This is a genomic window from Bradyrhizobium manausense, assembly GCF_018131105.1.
In the GTDB taxonomy this organism is placed as follows: domain Bacteria; phylum Pseudomonadota; class Alphaproteobacteria; order Rhizobiales; family Xanthobacteraceae; genus Bradyrhizobium; species Bradyrhizobium manausense_B.
On record NZ_JAFCJI010000001.1, the window covers coordinates 4,147,600 to 4,166,187 of the forward strand.

24 protein-coding genes are annotated in these 18,588 nt (G+C 63.5%); 11 read left to right on the forward strand and 13 right to left on the reverse strand.

Annotated features, from left to right (window positions below; all coding sequences use genetic code 11):
- Positions 1 to 58: 58 nt before the first annotated feature.
- On the reverse strand, positions 59 to 1,588 hold the full coding sequence (locus JQ631_RS19800; protein WP_212328333.1) for a malonate--CoA ligase: 1,530 nt from the start codon (positions 1,586 to 1,588) through the stop codon (positions 59 to 61).
- Positions 1,589 to 1,683: 95 nt separating this feature from the next.
- On the opposite strand from JQ631_RS19800, the gene JQ631_RS19805 reads away from it, so the two are divergent.
- Positions 1,684 to 2,445 (forward strand): SDR family oxidoreductase, encoded by a 762-nt coding sequence (locus JQ631_RS19805; protein ID WP_212328334.1) that lies wholly within the window; start codon positions 1,684 to 1,686, stop codon positions 2,443 to 2,445.
- A gap of 6 nt (positions 2,446 to 2,451) precedes the next feature.
- Here JQ631_RS19805 and JQ631_RS19810 read toward each other — a convergent pair whose 3' ends face one another.
- A complete protein-coding gene (locus JQ631_RS19810; protein ID WP_212328335.1) occupies positions 2,452 to 2,691 on the reverse strand; it encodes a hypothetical protein in 240 nt (79 codons plus the stop codon).
- Between JQ631_RS19810 and JQ631_RS19815 the strand changes: the two genes are divergently transcribed.
- From JQ631_RS19815 to JQ631_RS19825, 3 genes are all read left to right on the forward strand, one after another.
- Positions 2,678 to 3,232, forward strand: a complete 555-nt coding sequence (locus tag JQ631_RS19815; RefSeq protein WP_212328336.1) for a fasciclin domain-containing protein — start codon at positions 2,678 to 2,680, stop codon at positions 3,230 to 3,232. The two genes, JQ631_RS19810 and JQ631_RS19815, sit on opposite strands and share 14 nt — an antisense overlap.
- Before the next feature lie 174 nt (positions 3,233 to 3,406).
- On the forward strand, positions 3,407 to 4,036 hold the full coding sequence (locus tag JQ631_RS19820; protein WP_212328337.1) for a cytochrome b/b6 domain-containing protein: 630 nt from the start codon (positions 3,407 to 3,409) through the stop codon (positions 4,034 to 4,036).
- 10 nt (positions 4,037 to 4,046) lie between these two features.
- A complete protein-coding gene (locus JQ631_RS19825) occupies positions 4,047 to 4,829 on the forward strand; it encodes a molybdopterin-dependent oxidoreductase (protein WP_212328338.1) in 783 nt (260 codons plus the stop codon).
- A 3-nt stretch (positions 4,830 to 4,832) separates the two neighbouring features.
- Here JQ631_RS19825 and JQ631_RS19830 read toward each other — a convergent pair whose 3' ends face one another.
- Positions 4,833 to 6,035, reverse strand: coding sequence for a YbfB/YjiJ family MFS transporter (locus JQ631_RS19830; RefSeq protein ID WP_212328339.1), 1,203 nt, complete (start codon positions 6,033 to 6,035; stop codon positions 4,833 to 4,835).
- A gap of 265 nt (positions 6,036 to 6,300) precedes the next feature.
- On the opposite strand from JQ631_RS19830, the gene leuB reads away from it, so the two are divergent.
- The gene (gene leuB, locus JQ631_RS19835) at positions 6,301 to 7,413 is read left to right on the forward strand and encodes a 3-isopropylmalate dehydrogenase (protein WP_212328340.1); all 1,113 of its coding nucleotides are present in this window, start codon (positions 6,301 to 6,303) and stop codon (positions 7,411 to 7,413) included.
- Positions 7,414 to 7,618: 205 nt separating this feature from the next.
- Here leuB and JQ631_RS19840 read toward each other — a convergent pair whose 3' ends face one another.
- Positions 7,619 to 8,005, reverse strand: coding sequence for a hypothetical protein (locus JQ631_RS19840; protein WP_212328341.1), 387 nt, complete (start codon positions 8,003 to 8,005; stop codon positions 7,619 to 7,621).
- A gap of 155 nt (positions 8,006 to 8,160) precedes the next feature.
- On the reverse strand, positions 8,161 to 8,949 hold the full coding sequence (locus JQ631_RS19845; protein ID WP_212328342.1) for a hypothetical protein: 789 nt from the start codon (positions 8,947 to 8,949) through the stop codon (positions 8,161 to 8,163).
- A gap of 116 nt (positions 8,950 to 9,065) precedes the next feature.
- Here JQ631_RS19845 and JQ631_RS19850 point away from each other — a divergent pair, with 116 nt between their 5' ends.
- Positions 9,066 to 10,100, forward strand: a complete 1,035-nt coding sequence (locus JQ631_RS19850) for an aspartate-semialdehyde dehydrogenase (protein ID WP_212328343.1) — start codon at positions 9,066 to 9,068, stop codon at positions 10,098 to 10,100.
- Between the two features lie 124 nt (positions 10,101 to 10,224).
- Here JQ631_RS19850 and JQ631_RS19855 read toward each other — a convergent pair whose 3' ends face one another.
- Entirely contained in the window at positions 10,225 to 10,869 is a 645-nt protein-coding gene (locus tag JQ631_RS19855; RefSeq protein WP_212328344.1) for a carbonic anhydrase, read from the reverse strand.
- A 111-nt stretch (positions 10,870 to 10,980) separates the two neighbouring features.
- Here JQ631_RS19855 and JQ631_RS19860 point away from each other — a divergent pair, with 111 nt between their 5' ends.
- Complete coding sequence (locus tag JQ631_RS19860; RefSeq protein WP_212328345.1) at positions 10,981 to 11,862, forward strand: HpcH/HpaI aldolase/citrate lyase family protein; 882 nt, start codon at positions 10,981 to 10,983, stop codon at positions 11,860 to 11,862.
- Here the strand turns inward: JQ631_RS19860 and JQ631_RS19865 are convergent.
- The 5 genes from JQ631_RS19865 to JQ631_RS19885 form a co-directional block, all read right to left on the reverse strand.
- A complete protein-coding gene (locus JQ631_RS19865) occupies positions 11,859 to 12,677 on the reverse strand; it encodes an LssY C-terminal domain-containing protein (RefSeq protein WP_212328346.1) in 819 nt (272 codons plus the stop codon). The two genes, JQ631_RS19860 and JQ631_RS19865, sit on opposite strands and share 4 nt — an antisense overlap.
- An 85-nt stretch (positions 12,678 to 12,762) precedes the next feature.
- The gene (locus tag JQ631_RS19870; RefSeq protein ID WP_212328347.1) at positions 12,763 to 13,182 is read right to left on the reverse strand and encodes a hypothetical protein; all 420 of its coding nucleotides are present in this window, start codon (positions 13,180 to 13,182) and stop codon (positions 12,763 to 12,765) included.
- Between the two features lie 257 nt (positions 13,183 to 13,439).
- Positions 13,440 to 14,225: a glycosyltransferase family 32 protein gene (locus JQ631_RS19875; RefSeq protein ID WP_212328348.1), complete on the reverse strand. Its 786-nt coding sequence runs from the start codon at positions 14,223 to 14,225 to the stop codon at positions 13,440 to 13,442.
- A 133-nt stretch (positions 14,226 to 14,358) separates the two neighbouring features.
- Positions 14,359 to 14,964: a 3-isopropylmalate dehydratase small subunit gene (gene leuD / locus JQ631_RS19880; protein WP_212328349.1), complete on the reverse strand. Its 606-nt coding sequence runs from the start codon at positions 14,962 to 14,964 to the stop codon at positions 14,359 to 14,361.
- Between the two features lie 87 nt (positions 14,965 to 15,051).
- Positions 15,052 to 15,636: a pyridoxamine 5'-phosphate oxidase family protein gene (locus JQ631_RS19885; RefSeq protein WP_212328350.1), complete on the reverse strand. Its 585-nt coding sequence runs from the start codon at positions 15,634 to 15,636 to the stop codon at positions 15,052 to 15,054.
- Positions 15,637 to 15,724: 88 nt separating this feature from the next.
- Here JQ631_RS19885 and JQ631_RS19890 point away from each other — a divergent pair, with 88 nt between their 5' ends.
- Positions 15,725 to 16,543, forward strand: coding sequence for a helix-turn-helix transcriptional regulator (locus tag JQ631_RS19890; protein WP_212328351.1), 819 nt, complete (start codon positions 15,725 to 15,727; stop codon positions 16,541 to 16,543).
- On the opposite strand, the gene JQ631_RS19895 is transcribed toward JQ631_RS19890, so the two are convergent.
- Positions 16,531 to 16,929 carry a metallopeptidase family protein gene (locus JQ631_RS19895; protein ID WP_212328352.1) on the reverse strand — a complete coding sequence of 133 codons (399 nt, stop codon included), beginning with the start codon at positions 16,927 to 16,929 and terminating at the stop codon, positions 16,531 to 16,533. The genes JQ631_RS19890 and JQ631_RS19895 overlap by 13 nt on opposite strands.
- A gap of 156 nt (positions 16,930 to 17,085) precedes the next feature.
- On the opposite strand from JQ631_RS19895, the gene JQ631_RS19900 reads away from it, so the two are divergent.
- From JQ631_RS19900 to JQ631_RS19910, 3 genes are all read left to right on the forward strand, one after another.
- Positions 17,086 to 17,382 carry a hypothetical protein gene (locus tag JQ631_RS19900; RefSeq protein ID WP_212328658.1) on the forward strand — a complete coding sequence of 99 codons (297 nt, stop codon included), beginning with the start codon at positions 17,086 to 17,088 and terminating at the stop codon, positions 17,380 to 17,382.
- A 244-nt stretch (positions 17,383 to 17,626) separates the two neighbouring features.
- Positions 17,627 to 17,845, forward strand: a complete 219-nt coding sequence (locus JQ631_RS19905; protein ID WP_212328353.1) for a hypothetical protein — start codon at positions 17,627 to 17,629, stop codon at positions 17,843 to 17,845.
- Positions 17,846 to 17,939: 94 nt separating this feature from the next.
- Complete coding sequence (locus JQ631_RS19910; protein WP_212328354.1) at positions 17,940 to 18,200, forward strand: hypothetical protein; 261 nt, start codon at positions 17,940 to 17,942, stop codon at positions 18,198 to 18,200.
- Positions 18,201 to 18,206: 6 nt separating this feature from the next.
- On the opposite strand, the gene JQ631_RS19915 is transcribed toward JQ631_RS19910, so the two are convergent.
- Positions 18,207 to 18,506, reverse strand: a complete 300-nt coding sequence (locus JQ631_RS19915) for a DUF1330 domain-containing protein (protein ID WP_212328355.1) — start codon at positions 18,504 to 18,506, stop codon at positions 18,207 to 18,209.
- Between the last annotated feature and the right edge of the window lie 82 nt (positions 18,507 to 18,588).

Consider the following 18,588-nt stretch of genomic DNA (forward strand, 5'->3'; position numbering starts at 1 on the left):
CAGCCTGGATTGCTTCGTCGCAAGAGCTCCCCGCAATGACGGCGAGGGAGCAGCCGCCTCACTTCTTCGCGTAAAGATCCTTGTAGGTATCGCGCAGAATGTTCTTCTGCACCTTGCCCATGGTGTTGCGCGGCAGCTCGTCGACGACGAACACGCGCTTGGGCATCTTGAACTTCGCGAGACGCCCGTCGAGGGCCTTCAGCACGGCGGCTTCGGTCACGTCGGCGCCCTTGCTGCAAACGAGCACCGCCGTGACACCCTCGCCGAAGTCCGCGTGCGGCAAGCCGATCACGGCGGATTCGATCACGCCGGGCATGGCGTCGATCTCGCTCTCGATTTCCTTCGGATAGACATTGAAGCCGCCTGATATCACCAAATCCTTGCCGCGACCGAGGATGTGGACGTAGCCCTTGTCGTCGATCTTGCCGAGATCGCCGGTGATGAAGAAGCCATCGGGCCGGAATTCCGACTTGGTCTTCTCAGGCATGCGCCAGTAACCCTTGAACACGTTCGGGCCCTTGACCTCGATCATGCCGATCTCGTCGCGCGGCAGCTCCTTGCCGGTCTCGGGTTGGGTGACGCGCACGGAGACGCCGGGCAGGGGGAAGCCAACCGCGCCGGGCACGCGCTCGCCGTCGTAGGGGTTCGACGTATTCATGTTGGTCTCGGTCATGCCGTAGCGCTCGAGCACGGCGTGGCCGGTGCGGGCCGACCATTCGCGATGGGTTTCGGCGAGCAGCGGCGCAGAGCCCGAGATGAACAACCTCATATGCTTCGTCGTCTCGCGCGACAGCGCCGGGTTCTGGAGCAAGCGCGTGTAGAACGTCGGCACGCCCATCAGCACGGTGGCGCGCGCCATCAGCTTGATGATCAGATCCGGATCGAGCTTCGGCAGGAAGATCATCGACGCCCGCGCAAACAGCGTCACGTTGGTCGCCACGAACAGGCCGTGAGTATGATAGATCGGCAGCGCGTGGATCAGCACGTCCTTGTCGGTGAAGCGCCAGTAGCCGACCAGCGAGAGCGAGTTCGACGCGAGATTGTCGTGGCTGAGCATCGCGCCCTTGGAGCGGCCGGTGGTGCCTGAGGTGTAGAGGATCGCGGCGAGATCGTCGTTTTCGCGCGGCACCGTGGTGAATTCGGGGCTCGCCTTGTCGGCGGCCTCGGTCAGCGAGCCCTTGCCGTCAGATCCAAGCGTCTCGACCTTGGCCTTCACCTTGGCGGCGATCGGGGCGAGGCCTTCGGCCTTGGAGGGATCGCAGACCACCAGCGACGGCTCGGCATCGCCGATGAAGTAATCCAGCTCGTTCAGCGTATAGGCGGTGTTGAGTGGCAGGTAGACCGCGCCGGCCCTGACCGTGCCGAGATACAGCACGATATTGGCGACGGATTTCTCCACCTGCACCGCGACGCGATCACCGGGCTTCACGCCGCGCGCGGCCAGCACATTCGCCATCTGCCCGGCCCGCGCGATCAGATCGCCGTAGCTGATGTGGCCGCCGTCCTGCGTCTCGATCGCGAGGCGTTTGGGATCGTCGAGGCCGTCGAACAGGCGGGAAAACAGATTGGCGTTGGCTGCGTGGTTCATGCAAGATTTCCTCGACCGCAAGGCTGACAAGGCCGGTCAAAACCGAGGGCTGGATTAGCAAAAACCGCCCCAATGAAGCAACGGAGACAGTTGGCATGGCAAAAAACGGGAAACGCGTGGCCTGGGTCACGGGCGGCGGCAGCGGGATCGGGGAGGCCGGTGCCGAGGCGCTGGCTGCCGACGGCTGGACGGTGGTGGTTTCCGGCCGCCGCAAGGACGCCCTGGATGCCGTGGTTGCGAAAATTACCGGGACGGGCGGGGCCGCCGAGGCGCGGGCACTGGACGTTTCCAATGCTGCTGAAGTCCAGAAGGCAGCCGATCACATCGGCGCGAAGCATGGCCGGATCGACCTGCTTGTGAACAATGCCGGCATCAACGTTCCCAGGCGCAGCTGGAAGGACATGGAACTGGAGGGCTGGGACAAGCTCGTCCAGGTCAATCTCAACGGCGTGCTCTATTGCATGCGCGCGGTGCTGCCGACGATGCGCAAGCAGCAGGACGGTTCGATCATCAACGTCTCGTCCTGGGCCGGCCGCCATGTTTCCAAGATGCCCGGCCCGGCCTACACCACCACCAAGCATGCGGTGCTGGCGCTCACCCATTCCTTCAACATGGACGAATGCGTCAACGGCCTGCGCGCCTGCTGCCTGATGCCGGGCGAGGTGGCGACGCCGATCCTGAAGCTGCGCCCGGTGGTGCCGAGCGAGGAGGAGCAGGCCAGGATGCTGCAATCCGAAGATCTGGGGCGCACTATCGCATTCATCGCCAGCATGCCGCCGCGCGTCTGCATCAACGAGCTCCTGATCAGCCCGACGCATAATCGGGGATTTATTCAGACGCCGCAGAGCAGGGATTGAGTGACCTTACTCAATACCTTCGTCGGGGTGCGCGCGTTCGCCCACACGGACACGCCGCCCCATAGTTTCACGCATCACAAAGAATTTTTGTTCGAAACCGCTTCGCAAACCCTCCCGTAGTTCGGACCAACGACGGCGCTGCGACCTCACGCCAAACTGTCGCCAGCTGCCGTTGTTGCCCCAACGCAAACGCCGGTCATCACCGGTCATCATCGAAATCGGGAGTGTCTCCATGTCGAAGCGCATTGCCTATCTCACCGCCGCAGCCTTCAGCGCCCTGGCCATCACCGCGACCGTCATCGCGCCCGCCCGCGCCGAGGAAAAGACCGTCATGGTCGGCGGCGCCGCGATGTTCCCCTCGAAGAACATCGTCCAGAATGCCGTCAATTCGAAGGACCACACCACGCTGGTGGCGGCGGTGAAGGCGGCCGGCCTTGTGCCGACGCTGGAAGGCAAGGGGCCGTTCACGGTGTTCGCGCCGACCAACGCCGCCTTCGGCAAGCTGCCGGCCGGCACCGTCGACACCCTGGTCAAGCCCGAGAACAAGGCGACCCTGACCAAGATCCTCACCTACCATGTCGTGCCCGGCAAGCTCGAGGCCTCCGCCCTCACCGACGGCAAGAAGCTCAAGACCGTCGAGGGCGAGGAACTCACCGTCAAGAAGCAGGACGGCAAGGTCTGGATCGTCGATGCCAAGGGCGGCACCTCGATGGTGACGATCCCCAACGTCAACCAGTCGAACGGCGTGATCCATGTGGTCGACACCGTGCTGATGCCGGCGACGTAACACCGCATACCCCTGTTTCATCCCTTGCAGGATGCGGCGAAACAGCGAGCCGGGGCGACCCGGCTCGCTTTATTGTGACTGGCATGGCCGGCGATTCGATTCGCCGCCTGGCGTAACGAAAGCGGGCTTAACGGCGTATAATCTCTGACACAGGACGTTCAGGACGGAACCATCATGTCGAGCCTCACAGTGACCGACGAGCAAATCAGCACCACCAAGGGCAAGGTGATCCAGCCGGCCTGGGTCCGGGTGATGCACTGGACCAACGCCGTCGCCATGATCCTGATGATCCTGTCGGGCTGGCAGATCTACAACGCCTCGCCGCTGTTCAATTTCAGTTTTCCGCGCGAGTACACGCTGGGCGGCTGGCTCGGCGGCGCCCTGCTCTGGCATTTTGCGGCGATGTGGCTGTTGATGATCAACGGCCTCGCCTATCTCGTCACTGGGTTCGCATCCGGCCGGTTCCGCAAAAAGCTGCTGCCGATCACGCCATCGGGCGTGCTCCACGACGTCAGGGCCGCCCTGACCTTCAAGCTCGGCCATGACGATCTCACCGTCTACAACTACGTGCAGCGCCTGCTCTATGCCGGCATCATCGTGGTCGGCGTGCTGATCGTGCTCTCCGGCCTGTCGATGTGGAAACCGGTGCAGCTCTATTATCTCGTGATGCTGTTCGGCGATTATCCGACCGCGCGCTACGTCCATTTCTTCTGCATGGCCGCGATCTGCGCCTTCCTCGTCATTCACGTGCTGCTCGCGCTGCTGGTGCCAAAGAGTCTGCGCGCGATGATCATCGGTCGGTGAGGAGAGAAACATGGCAAAGCGTTCATTCCTGATTCCCGGCGTCGACAAGCGGCTGCTGATCAAGGACTCCCTCAAGGTGATGCCCGATCTCACCCGCCGCCGCTTCATCGCGGGTGGCGCCAGCCTCGGCGCGCTGACGCTGCTCACCGGCTGCGACGTGGTCGATTCGTCCTCGGCCGATGCCCTGCTCACAAGGATCTCGAAGTTCAACGACGCCGTGCAGGATTTCATCTTCAATCCCGACGCGCTGGCGCCGACATTTCCCGAGAGCGCGATTACCAAGCCGTTTCCGTTCAACGGCTATTACGATCTCGACGAAGCTCCCGACGTCGACGGCGACGACTGGAAGCTCGAAGTGCGCGGTCTTGTCGACAACAAGAAATCGTGGACGCTGCCGGAGCTCTACAAGCTGCCGCAGTTCACGCAAATCACCCGCCACATCTGCGTCGAAGGCTGGAGCGCGATCGGCAGCTGGACCGGCCCGCCGCTGCGCGATTTCCTGAAGCTGATCGGCGCCGACACCCGCGCGAAATATGTCTGGTTCCAGTGCGCCGACAAGGACGGCTACAACTCGCCCCTGGACATGCGCACCGCGCTGCATCCGCAGACGCAGATGACGTTCAAATACGCCAACGACATCCTGCCGCGCGCCTATGGTTTCCCGATGAAGATCCGTGTGCCGACAAAGCTCGGCTTCAAGAGCCCGAAATACGTGATCTCGATGGAAGTCACCAACGACTACAAGGGCGGCTATTGGGAAGACCAGGGGTATAATTCGTACAGCGGGAGCTGACGGCTAGGCGGGCCCTACCTTGCGCTGGCACAACGCTGCCACGGCCCCCAGCGCCAGCAGCGCCGCCGACACATTCAGCGCATAACTCAAACTCCCCAGCGCATCCGTGATCGCGCCCACCACGATCGGGCCGAGTGTCTGCCCGACGCCGAACGAGATCGTCATCGCCGCGATGGCGGTCGGCCACATCCCGCTCGGATAGTTGAAGCGGACGAAGGCGGTGGTCGAGCCGACCACGGCGAAGAAGGCGACGCCGAACACGACGGCCGAGATTCCGAGCCACGCGGGCGAATGCCCGAGGATCGGCAATGCCGCACCGATTGCGTTGGTGCCGAGAATGATCGCGGTGGCGAGGCCGCCGCGATCGAGCGCGAGCACGCGGCGCCAGGCCCAAGGCGTGACGAAGGCGCTGAGGCCGATCAGGCCCCAGAACGCGGCCTGCGCCGTGGCGCCGCCGCCGCCGTCGCGCACATAGGCGATCATGAAGGTCATGTAGGCGATGTAGCCGGCACCGAACAGGAAGTAGGCGGCGAGATAGATCAGCACGGGCAGAACAGCGAAGGCGGCGTGGCTGCCTTCGCTGAAGCGCGCGCCGCTCTCGATCCGGACCAGAAACAGCGGCACCGTCATCACGGCCGAGAGCAGCGTCATCGCCCACCACACGATCCACCACGAGCCCGGGCCGAAATGCTGCAGCGTGAACGGGGCGATCAGCCCGGACGAGAGAATGCCGATACCGGGTCCGGCATAGAACAGGCTCAGCAGGAAATTGGCCCGCTCCGGGCGCGACTGTGCGACGGTCGCCGCCAGCGCGCCGCCGGCGACGAAGCCGGCTGCCGCGCCCAGGCCCAGCACGAGACGCGCGAGGCTCAGCGCGATGAAATTTCCCGTCAGCGCGCAGACCGCCAGCGCGGCGACGCAGGCCACGGTTCCGCCGCGGATCGCCGCCGACCAGCCGACGCGCTGGATCAGCCGGGACGCCACCAGTGCGCCCACGAGATAGCCGACGGCGTTGATGGTGTTCATGAAACCGGCCGCCGAATAGGACCAGCCGAGGTCCTCCCGCATGTCGGGCAGCACCAGCGCATAGGCAAAGCGGCCGATGCCGAGCCCGACCGTCGCGGCCAGCGACAGGATCAGGATGAGCCGCGCGGGATGTGCGTCAGGCGGGGGTCGATCTCGAGAAGAACGGTTTTGGGCGAGCAAGGGGTACTCCGGCCCGCGCACTGTGGCAGGCCCTGCCCGGCTTGCACAGCCGCGCGGCGGCAATGGTGTCTTGCCAAGCGCGCAACGCCGCTCTAGCACTCCGGCCGAAATTCACGAGATGCCGCCATGCCCGGCCTTGTGCCGGGCATCCACGCCTTCAGGGCTGTCGAGGCAAGACGTGGATGGCCGGGACATAGGCGAGCGGAAGCGACGCCGTCCCTTAGGCCGGCTATGCCGGCCATGACGAAACGGAGGAAGGACGACCATGGCGACCCACAAATTGCTGCTGCTCCCCGGCGACGGAATCGGCCCCGAGGTGATGGGCGAGGTGAAGCGGCTGATCGATTGGCTCAATTCGGCCGGGATCGCCAAGTTCGAGACCGACACCGGCCTCGTCGGCGGCTCGGCCTATGACGCCCACAAGGTGTCGATCTCCGAAGGCGACATGGCCAAGGCGATGGCTGCCGACGCCATCATCTTCGGCGCCGTCGGCGGCCCGAAATGGGACGCGGTGCCTTACGAGGTGCGCCCGGAAGCCGGCCTGCTGCGGCTGCGCAAGGATCTCGCTTTGTTCGCCAATTTGCGTCCGGCCGTCTGCTACCCGGCGCTGGCCGAGGCTTCGAGCCTGAAGCGCGAGGCGATCGAGGGCCTCGACATCGTCATCGTGCGCGAGCTGACCGGCGGCGTCTATTTCGGCGAGCCCAAGACCATCACCGATCTCGGCAACGGCCAGAAGCGTGCTGTCGATACCCAAGTCTACGACACCTATGAGATCGAGCGCATCGGCCGCGTCGCCTTCGAGCTTGCCAGGAAGCGCAAGAACAAGGTGACCTCGATGGAGAAGCGCAACGTCATGAAGTCGGGCGTGCTCTGGAACGAGGTCATGACGGCGCTCCACAAGCGCGAATATGCCGACGTCACGCTCGAGCATCAGCTCGCCGATTCCGGCGGCATGATGCTGGTGAAGTGGCCGAAGCAGTTCGACGTCATCGTCACGGACAATCTGTTCGGCGACATGCTGTCCGACATCGCGGCGATGCTCACGGGTTCGCTCGGCATGCTGCCCTCGGCCTCGCTCGGCGAAGTCGACGTCAAGAGCAAGAAGCGGAAGGCGCTGTACGAGCCCGTGCACGGCTCGGCGCCTGATATCGCCGGCCAGGGCCTCGCCAATCCGATCGCGATGATCTCGTCCTTCGGCATGGCGCTGCGCTACTCCTTCGACATGGGCGCGCTCGCCGACAAGGTCGATGCCGCCATCGCCGCGGTTCTTGCGAGCGGCCTGCGCACTGCCGACATCAAGTCGGAAGGCACCACCGCCGCCTCGACCACGCAGATGGGCGAAGCGATCCTGAAGGAACTGCAGAAGCTGCACGCGTAAGCGGGCACAGCTGTCGTAATGGAGTTGTCGGGTGGGTTAGCCATGCGGACTGCGCGAAGCGCAGTTCGCTAGGCGTAATCCACCTCTTCTGTCTCTGCGGAAACCAAAGCGGTGGGTTACGCCTTCGGCTAACCCACCCTACAAACTCGCCAAAACAAAAAGGCCGGGCGGGAGCCCGGCCTTTTGATTCGGTCGCGACGTCCGCTCAGTACAGCGGGAAATTCTGCGGATAGCCGCCGACATCGGCCGGGGTCGCCAGCGGCTGGCGATCGATCGGACGGTTGAGGTTCTCGCGGGCGAAGGACGGATAGCCGACGGCCGGCGGGAAGGCGTAGTCGGTGAACTTGCGGTCGCCCGGATTGACCTCGGTGCCGCCGTCGAGCCAGGAGCGCTTGCTCACATAGATACGGGTGCGGCCCTGCTGGTAGACCGCGTTGGGGCCGCTCGGGCCGTAATAGTGACGGCCGCGATCGTCATAGCGCGGCTTGGTCTTGTTGTCGGCCGATGCCGGCGCAGCAAAGCTCACGGCGATGACGGCGCCCGCCGCAAGCCACGTCGCCAATTTGGTCGCCGGAAAGAAATTCGAGCTCATCACGTCCCCTTCAGGCGGCAGGCCGCCAGTCGATTTCACCCCATACTAGCCCGGCCGGGGTGGGTGCAACTAGGTCAATTCAGTCACACCAGAACGGAATAATCGGGCGTGCCGGCAAAAGTTGCATGGATACCAGCCACTTGAGCTTGATGCGCCTAGAGCGCTCCGCGCAATTGCGCATTCGCTGCGCCCAGCAACCAATCGGCTGAGCCTCCTGCGTCGCAGGAGCGGCGTTTCAACTCCGCATGGGCGAACAATTCCGCCAGCTTCGGCTCGTTGCCGGACGTCAGCAGTGTCAGCCGGTTCAGCGTGCAGGCGATCGCCGCGCGCCGGGCCGGCATCGTGTCGCCCTGGCAGGAGAAGCCGGAGATCTGCAGCGCCGGCTCTTCGTTGCGCTTGAGGTAGCCGAGGCACGCCGGCGACCCGTCCGTTGTGCCTGATGGCCGGAACAGGGCGACGGGACCGAATTTGGTGTCGATCAGGCCGGCCTGCTCGAGCGTGGTGGCCGGGCCCAGGCCCATCTGGACGGCGAGGCCGGATGTTGCCGGCCGCGTCACGTCGAATTCGCCGCCTTCCCGATAGATCTCGATCTCGGCCACGGGCTTGTCGGCGTCGCCGGCCCAGCGCATGACGTCGCGCCGGCCGCCCTCGGGATGCCGCAGGATGGTGTAAGAGGCTGTTTTTTCTGATGAATCGAGCCTACTGAGAGCAAACGCCGGATGCGACCGGTCGGCAACGGCCCAGCCGGGCTTTTCCGTGGGCTCGTCGTCGCGCACATCAGGCAGCTGGCCGAGCCCGGCCAGCGCAAGGATGGCAAACAGGGCCAGCGCCCCCACATAGAGAAACAGGCGGGCGAGCGTGCCGACCACTTCGTCGGCGAAGTTGGCGAGCGCCAGATGGATCTGGGTGGGGCTAACGGCCGTGCTGGCCTCAGGCGACTGCATCCATGGCCTTCAGGCATGGTCCAACGTTGTCTTGAGGGCGGTTCTCGCATAGAAGCGCTGCTCTTCCTGTTTAAGCGTCAGCTTCAGGAACGGGCTTTTTCATCGGAGAGTGAACGATGGGTTACAAAGTCGCAGTCGTCGGCGCGACCGGCAATGTCGGACGGGAAATGCTCAACATTCTGGATGAGCGCAAATTTCCCGCGGACGAGGTCGTGGCCCTGGCGTCACGCCGCAGCGTCGGCGTCGAGGTGTCCTATGGCGACCGCACCCTGAAGTGCAAGGCGCTCGAGCACTATGATTTCTCCGACGTCGACATCTGCCTGATGTCGGCGGGCGGCGAGGTGTCGAAGGAATGGTCGCCGAAGATCGGCGCCGCCGGTGCGGTCGTGATCGACAATTCCTCGGCCTGGCGCATGGATCCGGACGTGCCGTTGGTCGTGCCCGAGGTGAACGCGGCTGCGACCGAAGGCTTCAAGAAGAAGAACATCATCGCCAACCCGAATTGCTCGACCGCGCAGCTCGTGGTCGCGCTGAAGCCGCTGCACGACAAGGCGACCATCAAGCGCGTGGTGGTCTCGACCTATCAATCGGTGTCGGGCGCCGGCAAGGACGGCATGGACGAATTGTTCTCGCAGACCAAGGCCGTCTACACCAATAGCGATCTGATCGCGAAGAAATTCCCCAAGCGCATCGCCTTCAACGTCATCCCCCACATCGACGTCTTCATGGAGGACGGCTACACCAAGGAAGAGTGGAAGATGATGGCGGAGACCAAGAAGATTCTTGATCCCAAGATCAAGCTCTCCGCGACCTGCGTGCGGGTGCCTGTGTTCGTCGGCCATTCCGAGGCCGTCAACATCGAGTTCGAAAATCCGATCACGGCCGACGAAGCGCGCAACATCCTGCGCACGGCGCCCGGCTGCCTCGTCATCGACAAGCAGGAGCCCGGCGGCTACGCCACGCCGTACGAAGCGGCCGGCGAAGACGCGACCTATATCAGCCGCATCCGCGAGGACGCGACGGTGGAGAACGGTCTCGTGCTGTGGTGCGTGTCCGACAACCTTCGCAAGGGCGCAGCGCTGAACGCGATCCAGATCGCCGAAGTGCTGATCAATCGCAAGCTGATCAGCGCGAAGAAGAAGGCGGCGTAACTCCGCTGCCGTAGGGTGGGCAAAGCGAAGCGTGCCCACCACCTGTGTGTCATCGGAAGAGACGGTGGGCACGGCGCGTTGCGCCTTTGCCCACCCTACGAATTCAAGCCAGGCCGCGAGAGGCCTACCCCAATTTCCGCGCGCTCTTGAATTCCTTGCTCGCCTTGTCCAGCACGAACAGCGTTCCCTTGGCGACGCCGAAATAGGCTCCGTGCAATTGCATCTGGCCGCTCTCGACGGCCTTGCTCACGAACGGGAACGTCATCAGGTTCTCCAGGCTGCGGAACACCGCGGCCTTTTCGATGCGCTCGACGAATTGCGCCATGGTCTCGTGGTCGCGCTGCTCCACCACTTCGCCGGGCTTGACGAACATCTGCATCCATTTGCCGATGAAGTCGCCGGGCGTCAGCGGCTCGATCTTGTCGACGAAAGCGCGGATGCCGCCGCATTGCGCGTGGCCGAGGATGACGATGTGCTTCACCTTCAGTACGGTGACGGCATATTCCAGCGCGGCCGAGACGCCGTGTGCGTTGGCGTCGGGCTGATAGGTCGGCACCAGATTGGCGATGTTGCGAACGACGAACAATTCGCCCGGTCCGACATCGAAGATCGCTTCGGGTGAGACGCGGCTGTCGCAGCAGCCGATCACCATCACTTCCGGCGATTGGCCCTTCACCGACAGTTCGCGATAGCGGTTCTGCTCGGCCGGCAGCCGGTGGGTGGCGAAGGCGTTGTAGCCGTCCAGTAAGGACTTCGGGAATGTGATCATGACCTATGCCTAATCATATACCGCAGGGGCGAACAAGCCTTTCGAATAGGCAGGCTAGGTGCTATCGCCTCCAGCAAGAGCCTGCTTGAGGAAACCGGAAGGAACGTCAGCATGACCCGCCCGCGCCGCAGCCATCTGTTCATGCCTGGCTCCAATCCTCGCGCCCTTGAAAAGGCGAGGAATCTCGCCGCCGACGGCCTCATTCTGGACCTCGAAGATTCCGTCGCTCCCGACGCCAAGGCCGCGGCGCGTGACGGCATCGCCGCCGCGATCGCTGCAAAAGGATTTGGCCAGCGCGAGATATTGATCCGAACCAACGGTCTCGACACGCCATGGTGGGCCGACGACGTCGCCATGGCCGCGAAGGCCTCGCCTGATGGCATCCTGGTTCCAAAAGTTTCAAGCATCGAAGATCTCCGGACCATCGGCCGCGATCTCGCCGGCCTCGGCGCCGCGCCGACCGTGAAGGTCTGGGCGATGATCGAGACCGCGCGTGCCGTGCTGCATGCCGAGGAACTGGCCGAGGCCGGTCGCGATCCCAAAACGCGCCTGTCAGGTTTCGTGTTCGGCCCGAACGACATCTCGCGCGAGACGCGCATCAAGATGATGCCCGGCCGCGCCGCAATGATCCCGATGATCACCCATTGCATCCTGGCAACGCGCGCCGCCGGCCTCGAGATCCTCGACGGCCCCTACAGCGACATTGCCAATCCCGACGGCTTCGCCACCGAATGCGCGCAAGGCCGCGACCTCGGCTTCGACGGCAAGACGCTGATCCATCCCTCGCAGATCGAGGCCTGCAACGCGATCTTCACTCCGCCCGAGGAGGAAGTCGCGCGCGCGCGAAAAATCATCGCCGCGTTCGAGCTTCCGGAAAACGTCTCGCGCGGCGCGATCCGCCTCGACGGCGCGATGGTGGAACGCCTGCACGCGGACATGGCGAGGCGCACGATCGAGATCGCGGATGCGATCGCGGCAATGGCGAAGGGCTAGGGTTCGCTTTTGGCTTGGCTGGCAATGCCGTGCCACACGGCATCTTTCAGGGCAATGAGAGAAGGCGGCGGGATGGTTGGCGGATCGGCAGGTCCATTGGCCGCTCCTGGCACGAGGACGGCAACATGGATCTCGCCGTCGGTGTAGTAAGGGTCGCCACCACCATTTCGACCGAACAGTGTCGGGCCTATGCCCGAGATCTGAAAGAAATGGCCGACGACCTTTGCGTTGCGCAGGTCGGTCATGAGGAGATCTCGCTCAGCATCGATGTTGGCATCGATGTGATGGGTCACTTGTCCTGTGTCGTGGCTTAGACCGACACCCCGGTCGAAGGTTGCCGAGCCGAGCCAGACCGGACGACCGTCGTCGCCCTTGTCGAGGGCCTTCCAGAACCGAACGTGATGCCGTCGATCCGCACTGCGTCCGACGGCTTTCTCGAAAGCGTATTGCTCCTTCTTTCCCAGATAGTACAGCGGGCTGACCGGAGCGCTGTGATAGGGGCGATCCAGCACCACGCTTCCGGCGATCTCGATGCTCGAACGCAGCGTCACGGCATCGGCCGCAGACCATCCGGCCGCATGCATGGCACGAACAATGTCTTCGTCGCTGCCGACGATTCCAACGTTCAGTGGGTCGGCAGGTATGTCGTCCGATGTCCTGGTGATCATTGGCAACGAAGCAAGCCCGGCTTCGTGCTCGTGATGGATCCACAGCATGGGTAGAAGGAAGTACGCCAACGCCAGATAGGCGAGCAGCACGATTGCCAAACGGAAAGGCCACCGTCGTTTCTTCCTGTTCTCGGCAGAGTCGACCATGCGATATCGCTCGAACCGGGATGCTCAACACCATACCGATCCAGTGCCCGGCCACAACGTCATTAAGGATATCTGAACCGGAGCCTCAGCGCGACGCGATTTCGGTGCGACCAAGCGATTCCATCGTGGTCGCGTTGCCGCAATAGCCGTGAAAGTTCTCGGCGGCGGTGCCGTGGGCTAGCTCGCGGTGGCATTTTGCCTTGTGATGGCAGAGCGAGCAGACCCGCTCCATGTCGCGGAGCAGCAGCGGCTGCGCCTGTCCGAGCCGCGCTGCGCTGATGCCGAGCTGCTCCAGCATTTTCGGCAGCTCGTCGGTCGCGTGCTGGCCGTGACGCACCAAATCTTCGAGATCATCGGGCGCGATCCTGAGATCGTTGGCGATCCGGTCGAAGTCGAAACGATCGAGCTGCCGCAACTCGTTCAGCTCGCGGCGATGCTTCAGCCAGCGGGCGAAGGATTCGATGAGGTCCTGGACGATGGGATAAGGCCTGCTTGCGGTGCTCATTTCCAAGCTCCATTGGCATCGTGCGATAGGAGCGAGACTAGGCACAATGGTGCAGGCGCGCGTTGCGCTGGATCAAATTGGAGTCGCTTGGCCTCCGCGTGGTCGGTGCATCGTGAGACGCCCAACTTTCCCCATCGTCATGGCCGGGCTTGTCCCGGCCATCCACGCCTTGCCTCGTGGCACAAAGAACGTGGATGCCCGGGACAGGCCCGGGCATGACGACCTCTTACGATGCTGCATGGGAGGAGAGCGGCAGCTCAGCCAAACCGCTCCGTCGCCCAGGCATACAGGCTGCCGTGAATCGGCTTCTCGCCGCCGCGGCCCTTGGGAGAGATGTGCAGGCCGATGATCTCGGGGTTGGTGACGAGGCCGAGATAGCTCGACGGATCGAAGAACAGTTTTGGCTCGGCGTGCACGGCGTAGAACGATTGCTTCGGCAGCGCATAGGGCAGCTCGCCGGTGCGGCGCGCGAGCGCGGTCAGCGCCGCGGGCCCGTAGATCGCGACGCGAATGTCGGAGAGACGGTTCGAGCCGCCGCGCAGGCGCCGCATCATGAAGGTGACGCGATGGCGCACCGACAGCCAGTTCGGCGTCAGCTCCTCCTGCTCCATCAGCTCTTCGAACGCGGCAACGATGCCGTGCTCGGGCGGAAGATAGATCACGGAGTTGCCGAGCTGGCGCGGCCGCTCCCAGGCGAAGTAGGGCTTCTCCGGATCGATGTCGACCGGCTTCAAGAGCAGCACGTCGGCATCGAGCCAGAGGCCGAGGCCCTTTGCCATCAGCTTCATGCGGAAGAAATCGCTGAATTGCAGCGTGGTCCAGTCGCGCCAGCTGCCGTCCGGCTGCGGCGGCCGCAAGCGCTCGGAGAACGCGTGCGGCAGGATCGCTTCGGCATCGGCATTGTCGACGCCCGGAGGAAGACCCGGGATGGTGTCGAAGCTATAGACCGTGACCTTGTGGCCGGCAGCGAGTTGCGAGCGCAGACAGGTCTGGCGCAGCGCGTCCATCGGGCCATGCCAGAAGGTGACGATCTCGGGCAGCATGAGGCGAGCTATACGGGATAACGAGGGCAAAGAAAAAGCCCCGGCACGCACCGGGGCTTCGAATGAAACTAGAGCCTGATCCGGAAAAGTGTGCAGCGGCTTTCCGAAAAGATCATGCTCAAACCATATGGGATCAGGCCCAGGTGCGTTCGCGCTTGAGCTTCTCCTCATAGGTGTCGATCGAGGACTTCTTCTCCATCGTGAGGCCGATGTCGTCGAGGCCGTTGATCAGGCAGTGCTTGCGGAACGGGTCGATCTCGAACTTGACCTTGCCGCCGTCAGGACCGCGGATCTCCTGGTTCGGCAGGTCGATCGTCAGCGTCGCGTTGGCGCCGCGCTCGGCGTCGTCGAACAGCTTGTCGAGGTCTTCCTGCGACACGCGGATCGGCAGAATGCCGTTCTTGAAGCAGTTGTTGTAGAAGATGTCGCCGAACGAGGTCGAGATCACGCAGCGAATGCCGAAATCGAGCAGTGCCCAGGGCGCGTGCTCGCGGCTCGAGCCGCAGCCGAAATTGTCGCCGGCGACCAGCACCTTCGAATTGCGATAGGCGGGCTGGTTGAGGACGAAATCCGGGTTCTCGCTGCCGTCGTCCTTGTAGCGCTGCTCGGAGAAGAGCCCCTTGCCAAGGCCGGTGCGCTTGATGGTCTTGAGGTACTGCTTCGGAATGATCATGTCGGTGTCGACATTGATGATCTTCAGCGGCGCCGCAACGCCTTCCAGCGTGGTGAACTTGTCCATTTCGGGCTTCCCGGTTCGAAGTCAGGGGAGGGCTGTTTAGCCCGGTTGGTGCGCGAATCCTAGGCCGGATTCGGCAATCTTGGTCTGTCAGAGGGGCGGAGCCATAGCGTCAGGAATCATGGCGTCAGGGACAAAGCCGGTCGGTAGGCCGTCGATGCTCTTGCTGTTCTTCAGGCCCCAGTATTTCCGCAGATTGTTGACGCCCTGCGCCGTCCAGTAACGCACGAGGCTACCGCGCTCCTGCTTGTAGTCGAACAGCGGCACGCCCATGCCGCACGATGTCTGCACGAGCTCGACCGAGAGGCGCACGATCTGGCGGGCCCCGGTCATGTCTTCGAATCGAGGGGCGAGATCGGCGTATTCAGGCGTGCCGCGCATCAGCGATCGGCCCTGGCCATAGAGCCGCAGGATCACCGGCGGGCCCTCGAAGGCGCAGAACATGATGGTCAGGCGCTTGTCATCGGAAGCGATCAGGTGCGCACGGGTCTCGCTGCCGCTGCCGGTGCAATCGAGGTAGGCGACATCGCTGTCTCCGAGCACCCGGAAGGAGGACAGGCCCTTCGGGGACACGTTGATGCGTCCCTTCGGCGGGGCGCTCGCGACGAAGAAGATCTTCTGCCGCTCGATGAAAGCCCTGTGCTCGGGCTCGATCTTGGCGAATTGCTTGCCCATGTCCGTGCGTCCTTCGAAGTCGGATCAAAGGCTAGCACGCGGTAGATACCGGTTTAAGGTTCTATGTTATACTGGTATAAATACCACCATGATAAGACAAGACCCACTTGCTCCAGCCCTCTCGCTCAGCGCGTTCCTGCGGGCGCTTCGTGAGCGCCAGTCTCCGGTAGAATTCGGCCTCGCCGCCGGCTCCCGGCGGCGTACGCCCGGCCTGCGGCGCGAGGAGGTGGCTCAGCTCTGCGGCTTGAGCGTCACCTGGTACACGTGGATCGAGCAGGGGCGCGATGTATCCGTCTCTGCTTCGGCACTTGCGCGTCTCGCAAACGGATTGCGCCTGTCGCGGGCCGAGCGCAGCTATTTGTTCGAAGTCGCCGGCAAGCGCGATCCCGAACGTCCCGGAAACAGGGATGATCCGCCTGACGAGATCATGACCTGCGTCGATGCGATCGATGGACCCGCCTACATCCTCGATCGCACATGGCGCGCGCGTCGCTGGAATGCGCAAGCGTCCTTTCTGTTTGCGGGATGGCTCGATGCGGACGGCGAAAAAAATCTGCTGCGCTACATCTTCCTCAGGCCGGAGGCGCGAACCCTGATCCTTGACTGGACCACGCGAGCACGTCGCGTCGTCGCAGAGTTCCGTGCGGCGGTGACAGCCTACGCCGACGATCCGGAGATTCGCCGGCTGGTCGAGGAACTGAGACTTGGAAGCCCCGATTTCGAACGCTGCTGGGAAGCGCAGGGAGTCCTGGCGCGCGAGGGAGGCGAACGTGCGTTCGATCATCCGACCATGGGACTCCTGCACTATCAGCAGGTGTCGCTGTCCCTCGCGGGGTGGTCCGATTACCGATTGACGATGCTTCTCCCTGCACCCCGCCTGGATAAATCTGTGTCCTACTCTGCCTGAGCCTCAATCGCTTCCATATCGTCGTCCGAGAGACCGAAATGATGCCCGATCTCGTGGATCAGGACGTGGCGGACGATGTGACCGAGGCTCTCGTCGTGCTCGGCCCAGTAATCCAGGATCGGCCGGCGGTAGAGCCAGACCATGTTGGGCAGCCGCGCTACGTCGCCGAAACTCTGCTGGGGCAGGCCGATGCCCTGGAACAGGCCGAGCAGGTCGAACTCGCTCTCGCATTCCATCTCGTCCAGGACCTCCTCGGTGGGGAAGTCGTCGACGCGGAGGATCACGCCGACACAGAGCCTGCGAATTTCCGCCGGCAGGCGCTCGAAGATATCGTGCGCCGTCGCTTCCATCTCGGCCAGCGAGGGCGCTTTCAAGTCCGTCCACATGCGCTCTCCTGACGTGGGTTTCGCGGCGGTGCATCCGGCTTTATAAGCGCTGTGAGGTTGACGGGCGACGCCAAAACGGGGAGCGTGGGCCTTGAGTGGGACCTTTCAGGTGGGCGATAAAAAATGCGAGCGAAAACAGCGCTGACGCTACTGTGCATGGGGTTGTTTTCGCAATTTGGCGTGAGCGCCCAGGCCGAGAGCGCCGCGCAGACCGCCGGCACGGTGGTCCACATGGCCCAGGCCGTCTCACCCGACGACGTCCCGCCACCACGCAAGCGACGGCCGCAGACGCGCCTGCGCGTCACGCCCTATTACACCCCCGATGGGGTCTATCCGCGTTACAACCCGGGGCCGGATGCTGTCCGCGAGTGCAACGCGACCTATGTGCAGGAATACCGGCCGAGCGGCACGGTGATCGTGCCGCATATGAGCTGCTACTGGCGTCGCGGCTGACGCGAGGACGGTGCCCGCGCAGCGCGTTGCGATCGCGCGATCTGCGTCGCTGATTGTTGTTTTGCCGAGGCATGAAATGTTGCGCCGATGCACAGGAACTTAGCCTGTGCCTTCGGCATTCATGTCCGGGGCGCGTTCATCCACAACAGATAGAAGCCCGCGGTGCGACTGTTCCGTCGCGCCCGCGTGCCGCGACGTCTGATCCGTGCGCGCGCCCCGCAACGATGTCAGGAGATCCAACGAAATGCAGTCCTTGAAAATGCTCGGCCTTGCGGCCGCCGGCGCGCTGTTCGTCCTCGCCGCACCGGTCGAGCGCGCGCAGGCGGTGTCGCTGATCAATCCCGGCGCCGCGCAATCGGTGCAGGATGAAGCCAGGCCGACGACCGAGGTGCGCTGGCATCGCCATCACTGGCGTCCTCGTCACTGGCGCGGACACCGCTGGCATCACCATCGCCGGTGGTGATGAGTCGCTCGCGTTGAGAACAGGCCCGTCATGCGGGCCTGTTTTAACTTGCGGGCGACCGTGTGATGCATTCATGTTGCGGGCGGAGGTCGTCATGGCGAGATGGATTGCATTGGCCGTTGTTGTCGGGCTTGCCGCGAGCGTGTCTCACGCATCGGCAGCGCAGAGAGCGACGAAGCTGCCGGATGCCTCCGCGGGGCGCGCGGTGTTCGATGGGCAGCGGCACATGCGGTATGATGTCGCGCGCTACGTCCCGCGGCCTGATCCGCACTATTACGCGCGACCTGTCTATTACCGTCCCTATCCCTACGGCGTGCCCGCGCCGTTCGTGCTCGGCTATGGGCCGTTTTGGTGACGCGGCTCAGGCGCCGGGCGTAAATCCCTTCACCAGCAGCACGGTGGCTTGCGCGCCCGCCTTGCGATCGCGCGAGATGTCCTGGTAGTCGGGTGAATTCGAGAAAGCGAAGAACGCAGCCTCGTCGGCAAACGACATCATGACCAGCTTGTCGTACGGCCAAGCGCCTTCGAGCACGCGCGGCTGTTCATCAGCCGCAAGCAGTCGTCCATTGAATTTCCTGAACACATCGAAGAAGCGCGCCTGGTAGCGGTCGTAAGTCGCGCGGTCCGTCATCTTCAGTTGCGCAATCGCGTAGACGGTCATCTCGCAAAACTCCTGAGGTCGAGGAACGTCGTTCATTCATGGCGCGTTCACGTCACTGTCCCTAGTTTAATCTTGGGAGCGA

Excerpts from the sequence above, each read along its gene's own strand:
- JQ631_RS19800 (WP_212328333.1), bottom strand. The coding sequence starts at position 1,588 with ATGAACCACGCAGCCAACGCCAATCTGTTTTCCCGCCTGTTCGACGGC.
- JQ631_RS19805 (WP_212328334.1), top strand. The coding sequence starts at position 1,684 with ATGGCAAAAAACGGGAAACGCGTGGCCTGGGTCACGGGCGGCGGCAGC.
- JQ631_RS19815 (WP_212328336.1), top strand. The coding sequence starts at position 2,678 with ATGTCGAAGCGCATTGCCTATCTCACCGCCGCAGCCTTCAGCGCCCTG.
- JQ631_RS19810 (WP_212328335.1), bottom strand. The coding sequence starts at position 2,691 with ATGCGCTTCGACATGGAGACACTCCCGATTTCGATGATGACCGGTGAT.
- JQ631_RS19820 (WP_212328337.1), top strand. The coding sequence starts at position 3,407 with ATGTCGAGCCTCACAGTGACCGACGAGCAAATCAGCACCACCAAGGGC.
- JQ631_RS19825 (WP_212328338.1), top strand. The coding sequence starts at position 4,047 with ATGGCAAAGCGTTCATTCCTGATTCCCGGCGTCGACAAGCGGCTGCTG.
- leuB (WP_212328340.1), top strand. The coding sequence starts at position 6,301 with ATGGCGACCCACAAATTGCTGCTGCTCCCCGGCGACGGAATCGGCCCC.
- JQ631_RS19840 (WP_212328341.1), bottom strand. The coding sequence starts at position 8,005 with ATGAGCTCGAATTTCTTTCCGGCGACCAAATTGGCGACGTGGCTTGCG.
- JQ631_RS19845 (WP_212328342.1), bottom strand. The coding sequence starts at position 8,949 with ATGCAGTCGCCTGAGGCCAGCACGGCCGTTAGCCCCACCCAGATCCAT.
- JQ631_RS19850 (WP_212328343.1), top strand. The coding sequence starts at position 9,066 with ATGGGTTACAAAGTCGCAGTCGTCGGCGCGACCGGCAATGTCGGACGG.
- JQ631_RS19855 (WP_212328344.1), bottom strand. The coding sequence starts at position 10,869 with ATGATCACATTCCCGAAGTCCTTACTGGACGGCTACAACGCCTTCGCC.
- JQ631_RS19860 (WP_212328345.1), top strand. The coding sequence starts at position 10,981 with ATGACCCGCCCGCGCCGCAGCCATCTGTTCATGCCTGGCTCCAATCCT.
- JQ631_RS19865 (WP_212328346.1), bottom strand. The coding sequence starts at position 12,677 with ATGGTCGACTCTGCCGAGAACAGGAAGAAACGACGGTGGCCTTTCCGT.
- JQ631_RS19870 (WP_212328347.1), bottom strand. The coding sequence starts at position 13,182 with ATGAGCACCGCAAGCAGGCCTTATCCCATCGTCCAGGACCTCATCGAA.
- JQ631_RS19875 (WP_212328348.1), bottom strand. The coding sequence starts at position 14,225 with ATGCTGCCCGAGATCGTCACCTTCTGGCATGGCCCGATGGACGCGCTG.
- leuD (WP_212328349.1), bottom strand. The coding sequence starts at position 14,964 with ATGGACAAGTTCACCACGCTGGAAGGCGTTGCGGCGCCGCTGAAGATC.
- JQ631_RS19885 (WP_212328350.1), bottom strand. The coding sequence starts at position 15,636 with ATGGGCAAGCAATTCGCCAAGATCGAGCCCGAGCACAGGGCTTTCATC.
- JQ631_RS19890 (WP_212328351.1), top strand. The coding sequence starts at position 15,725 with ATGATAAGACAAGACCCACTTGCTCCAGCCCTCTCGCTCAGCGCGTTC.
- JQ631_RS19895 (WP_212328352.1), bottom strand. The coding sequence starts at position 16,929 with ATGTGGACGGACTTGAAAGCGCCCTCGCTGGCCGAGATGGAAGCGACG.
- JQ631_RS19900 (WP_212328658.1), top strand. The coding sequence starts at position 17,086 with ATGGGGTTGTTTTCGCAATTTGGCGTGAGCGCCCAGGCCGAGAGCGCC.
- JQ631_RS19905 (WP_212328353.1), top strand. The coding sequence starts at position 17,627 with ATGCAGTCCTTGAAAATGCTCGGCCTTGCGGCCGCCGGCGCGCTGTTC.
- JQ631_RS19910 (WP_212328354.1), top strand. The coding sequence starts at position 17,940 with ATGGCGAGATGGATTGCATTGGCCGTTGTTGTCGGGCTTGCCGCGAGC.
- JQ631_RS19915 (WP_212328355.1), bottom strand. The coding sequence starts at position 18,506 with ATGACCGTCTACGCGATTGCGCAACTGAAGATGACGGACCGCGCGACT.